The following is a 4,427-nucleotide window of genomic DNA, read 5'->3' as shown; positions in this document are numbered from 1 at the left end:
ACGCTGGCGCGGCTGGGGCAGCTGTCCCGCACCCCGCGCGAGCGCCGGGCCGACCCAGTTCCACTACGTCAGATCGCGGAGGCATATGCGGATCTCGCCGAGCGTCACGATGTAGCCAGCCCACGCCGGATCGAGCTGCTGGCGATCTCCGCGGCGATGTGGAGCCTGGCCGGCTATCAGGCAAACTCTGTCACCCTCGCCGCTGCCTTCCAGCGCGACCTGCAGACGTACTTTTCACGCGGTGAGGGACAGGTCGTCGAGACGGTGACAACCGCCGCCCCATACCGCATCGCCGCGGTGACCGGTGCCGTCCTGCACCGCGACATCGACGACGTCGCACGCCTTGGCGCCCAGGCCCAGGCAGAACTGCGGCAGCTGGGAGCGCAGTTGGCGGATGCCGCCGCCGACGGGCGGGCAGACCAGGCCGACCTTGCCGTCTTGGCCGCGTACGGGCTGGTAGGACGCGCCGCCCGCCAACTATCGATGCCGCGTTCTGCCGGGACGAGAAGCAGGCCACGGTGCGCCCACGCGTGCTGATGGCGTTGGAGAACGCCAGCAGGGTGTGCGGGCCGCGGGGCAGGTTGACCAGCACGGTGGCGGTGCCCGACGCCTCGTCAGCGGTCAAGCCGCCCCGTACCGCCACGCCCGTAGGCGCAGCGCCTCCAGTTGGGCGTGAGCCTCCACCAGGTCGGCGGGCCGCGGTTCGACGGCGAACTGCCACGGCATCTGAAACGAGCACGGTCCCGACGGTGGGACGTCAGGGCCGTGGCGCTGTCTACCGCTTGCGGGAGGGGGGCCTGGCGGGTGGGTGGTCACCATCGTGCGGCCCGCTCTGGGGGGCAGACCTGGCAGGGTCCCACGCCGGGGTCGGCGTCGGTGCAGCTGTATTGGAAAACGGGGCCCGAGGTGAAGCGGTCCTGGCACAAGACGTTGGAGTTGGCCCACCAATCCGGGCTCCACGGTCCGCACGGTGACAACGCATACCTACAAGCACGCAATAGAGCCCCGGTCCAGCACGCATGGATCGGGGCTCCATCGCATGTGTATCGGACGCTGTTTCCGTCGTCGCCCGGCGACAAGCTGGCAAGCCACCGACCTGCGCAGGTTTCAGAAATCGAAATCCCGCCATGTGGCCGGGAGGTGATCCACCGGTGGTACGTCAAACGACCTCCGAGGGGCGGTCTGGTCACCACCGGTCGGAGGTTGCCGCCATCTTGTCTACGGGGGCAGCATGATCATCGCCGATACAGCGGCGCGCGATGAACAGGCAGCGCGCGCCTGATCGGGGCAAGTTCGGGGGGCCGTTGATGAATCGTCCCTCGACGGCCCCCAAGGAGAGAACGCACGTGAATCGTCAGGGCATTCGCATGGCCACCGTCGCGGCCGGCGCAGCCGTCCTACTGGGCGTCACCGGGCCGATGGCGTCGGCCACCGAGGCGACCCACGCCCGGACCGCGGCCGAACATGCTGCCGCGATCCAGCTCATGGACAACACGGGGGTACCGCAGATTGTGGAGCAGGGGTTGGACCAGCGGCTCGCCGCACTCCCGGCCAACCGAACGGTCGCGCAGGTCGTCGCCGCGATGTACCCGGGTGATCCGGCGGCGCAGCGCGAGGCCCTCACGCACATTGGCGATATCCAGTCCGCGGGGGCCGCGGATGGCGCCGCTCAGGTGTCAACGGGCGGGAACGGCCATCTGATGCGGCCGATGAGCTTTTGGGGCGACGCCTGGAAGTACACCAAGTGCGTGGCCGCCGTCGGCGCTATATTCATCCCCGCGGGCAAGGCATATGAGGCTATCAAGGGCCTGGGCGGAGTGGTTGAGGCGGCGAAGCTCATGATCAAGGCGGGTAGCATCGCCGAGTTCAAGAAGTTGGGGGGCAACGCCGCGCTGGAGATTCTGGGGATCTCCACCATCCAGAGCAACTGCTTCTGAGCGAGCAGCTCCCGTTGTCGGGACGAACCCGCTGACGAGCGCAATGAATCCGCGCGGACGCACCGAGCCTCAGCGCGGCGTGCCCGCGCGACCGTTTTACGAATGGAAGAGAAGGGAGGCGGGATGTTCTTTTCGGGCAAGGCGAAGCAGGATCCGGTAGTCGTCGTACGTGACAGCCGGGAGGTACTGGCACGGCTGCGGCGGGCACTGGAGTCCGCCGATCCTGCCGAGCGCTCCGGACTGGAACGTGCGGTGGACATCGCGGAGGAGACGGCAACTCAAGCGGACGAGCTGGTGCGCCGGGCCTGGGTTCGCGACATCTTGGACGTCGCGGGCGCTGACGTTGAGCGAGATCTGGAAACTGCGGTGAAGTCGCTGCGCAAGGCTGTTCCGAGCCTGTCGCTCACGGCTGCCTACCAGATGGTCAAGGACGTCGCGGACCACCCGGCGTAGCGGGCAACGGCACCACGAGTATGCGGAAACTCCCTGAGATGGAGATCGCCGACATTCCGGCTGGGCGGTGCTGTGATGGGCACGGGAAGCGGCTTGGCCGTGGGCTGGCCCTCCTCTTGTCAGTCAACGTGCACAGAGAGACCCCCGGGCCACATCCAGTGGACGTTCATCACCCTCATGTCCCGCCCCTGACCCGGCAGCAACGCCGAGCCGGGACAGTCGAAGCCACCCTCGCGGCAGCCGCCTGAAGGTCCCTGCGCTGTCGTTCGGTTGGGTGTCCGTCGACGCCCAACCGAACGACCACACGTCATGATGCCGTGACGGCGTAGACCAGCAGGGGGCGTTGTCGTGCTCGTAAACCATGGCTGCTGCGCACCGTTTGAGTGAGGGGGGCTTGCCGGGTGATGGTCACCATCGTGCGGCCCGTTCTGGGTGGCAGATCTGGCAGGGGCCCACGTCGGGGTTGGCGGCTGCGGGGCGTGCTTCGTCGTTGGTGAGGGGGCGTCCGTGGCGGCCTTGCCAGCAGTCGCCGCGGTGTAGCAGGGCGGTGGGACCCTGGGCTGATTCGGGGCGCAGGATCTGCAGGCGCCAGGGGCGTGCGATGGTCATGTCGGTGGTGGGTATTGCTTTGTAGTCCTGGCCGTCGATGGGCTGGACCGCGTCGGCGGGCGCGGAGAAGGCGATGGCTGCCGCCTCAGGGCGGGTCTGCCCGTTGGGGTAGGCCGTTCTGCCGTACAGCACAGCCTCACATTCGAACCACCATTTTCCGTCCGGGGTACGTGTGCGAGCGGTCACCAGGATGTTCAGCTCCTGGCCGTCCGGAAGTTCGATGCGTGCCCACGGCCCCGCCCGCTCGAACTGGCCTCGATCGCCCACGGAGCTATTCGTCGCCTGCCGTGTCGTCGACGTGCTCGAGCGCCATCCGCGCTTTGGGCACGTCCGGGCCGCTGAGTGTCGACCAAAACTCGTGGATCGCCAGCGCCTGGGCCGCGTCCCGCTGGCGAGCGAGTAGCCCGTCCACCCGCGCCTGCTCCTCCTCGGTCCACGCCCGGGTTGCGGGGTGGTGGGCCCCATCCTCGTCCGTGTACGCGTCGGTACCGGTAGGGCGCGGCGGTAGCTCGGCATACAACTCCGAAAGCTCCCGGCTGGCCTTGGTGAAGTCGCGTTGCAGCAGGATCAAGTCATCCGGGTAGTCAAAATCAGCCACACTCAGAATCGTACAAACAGTCGAATGGGTAGGGGGTGGCGGCTCGCCGGATGTGACTGAGCGCTTCAGTTGGCCACTGAGCGTTCGAGGTGGCCGGTTGAGCGCAGCGTTCTCGGAGGTCGGCAGTCTCGGGGGAGCGACGTTCCACACTCCAGGACGCGGTGCACTCAGGTAATCCGATCAGGATGTATCCATCGCGGCGCGCGCCGCTTCGACGAACCGGCTTAGGCATCGCAGGTACGCCTCCTGCCCCTCGACGAAGCGGGAGTGGGCGTCCGCGTCACCACAGGTGATGCGCCATAGACACCGGTTAACCTTCTGCGCCGCGTCCAATACGCCCTGGGCCGCTTCAGCAGTGGCGAGCGGCCCTTCCAGGACGACGACACGAACACTGTGCATGAGAGGGTCGTAGGCTTCGCGTAGCTCTAAACGCAGTTCCTCGAAGCGTGTCAGCTGCTGGTCCGGGTCCGCGATCTGGTGGAACGCGTCTATGACCCGCCGGTACAGCTCACCGATGACGTGAGCGTGTTCCATCAGCTCCAGGTAGGCGGCCCGCCTCAGCTCCCGTACCCGTCCTTGGCGCTGAGCCTGGGCCGAAGCCTCGGCCTGGACTCGGGCGGCCCGCGCGTTCCCCAGGGTGGTCACCCAGCTCGCGAGCACGGCCGTACCGCCGGTGAAAGCCGCGACCCACACTGCGATGTCCCCCACGTCGATCAGTGTCGGTGAGACCCCGGCCGTTGTCGAGGACGCCTTGTTGCTGACCCCGGATCACGGCCAACTGTGCTGCGCAGACTGGCCAACTGAAGCGCTCAGTCACACCAGACTGTGGT

At 67.4% G+C, this 4,427-nt stretch carries 6 protein-coding genes; 3 read left to right on the top strand and 3 right to left on the bottom strand.

The features are described from left to right. From O5O46_RS34820 to O5O46_RS34810, 3 genes are all read left to right on the top strand, one after another. On the top strand, nucleotides 1-537 hold a 537-nt coding region (locus O5O46_RS34820), incomplete at its 5' end, for a hypothetical protein (protein ID WP_269859691.1). A gap of 809 nt (nucleotides 538-1,346) precedes the next feature. Beyond that, entirely contained in the window at nucleotides 1,347-1,937 is a 591-nt protein-coding gene (locus O5O46_RS34815) for a hypothetical protein (RefSeq protein WP_269859690.1), read from the top strand. 102 nt (nucleotides 1,938-2,039) lie between these two features. After that, on the top strand, nucleotides 2,040-2,390 hold the full coding sequence (locus tag O5O46_RS34810) for a hypothetical protein (protein ID WP_269859689.1): 351 nt from the start codon (nucleotides 2,040-2,042) through the stop codon (nucleotides 2,388-2,390). A 408-nt stretch (nucleotides 2,391-2,798) separates the two neighbouring features. Here the strand turns inward: O5O46_RS34810 and O5O46_RS34805 are convergent, their stop codons facing one another. From O5O46_RS34805 to O5O46_RS34795, 3 genes are all read right to left on the bottom strand, one after another. Beyond that, nucleotides 2,799-3,266: a DUF6233 domain-containing protein gene (locus O5O46_RS34805; RefSeq protein ID WP_269859688.1), complete on the bottom strand. Its 468-nt coding sequence runs from the start codon at nucleotides 3,264-3,266 to the stop codon at nucleotides 2,799-2,801. 4 nt (nucleotides 3,267-3,270) lie between these two features. Further along, nucleotides 3,271-3,597: a hypothetical protein gene (locus O5O46_RS34800; protein ID WP_269859687.1), complete on the bottom strand. Its 327-nt coding sequence runs from the start codon at nucleotides 3,595-3,597 to the stop codon at nucleotides 3,271-3,273. A 180-nt stretch (nucleotides 3,598-3,777) separates the two neighbouring features. Then, a complete protein-coding gene (locus O5O46_RS34795) occupies nucleotides 3,778-4,305 on the bottom strand; it encodes a hypothetical protein (RefSeq protein ID WP_269859686.1) in 528 nt (175 codons plus the stop codon). Nucleotides 4,306-4,427 lie beyond the last annotated feature (122 nt).

Origin of the sequence: Streptomyces sp. RPT161 (assembly GCF_027533845.1) — a bacterium.
Classification (GTDB): Bacteria; Actinomycetota; Actinomycetes; order Streptomycetales; family Streptomycetaceae; genus Streptantibioticus_A; species Streptantibioticus_A silvisoli_A.
The sequence above is the reverse complement of the archived record's forward strand: the minus strand, read 5'-3'. Positions and strand labels throughout refer to the sequence as shown.

Bases quoted from the DNA above. Each gene is read 5' to 3' on its own strand.
- O5O46_RS34810 (WP_269859689.1), top strand. From the start codon at position 2,040: ATGGAAGAGAAGGGAGGCGGGATGTTCTTTTCGGGCAAGGCGAAGCAG.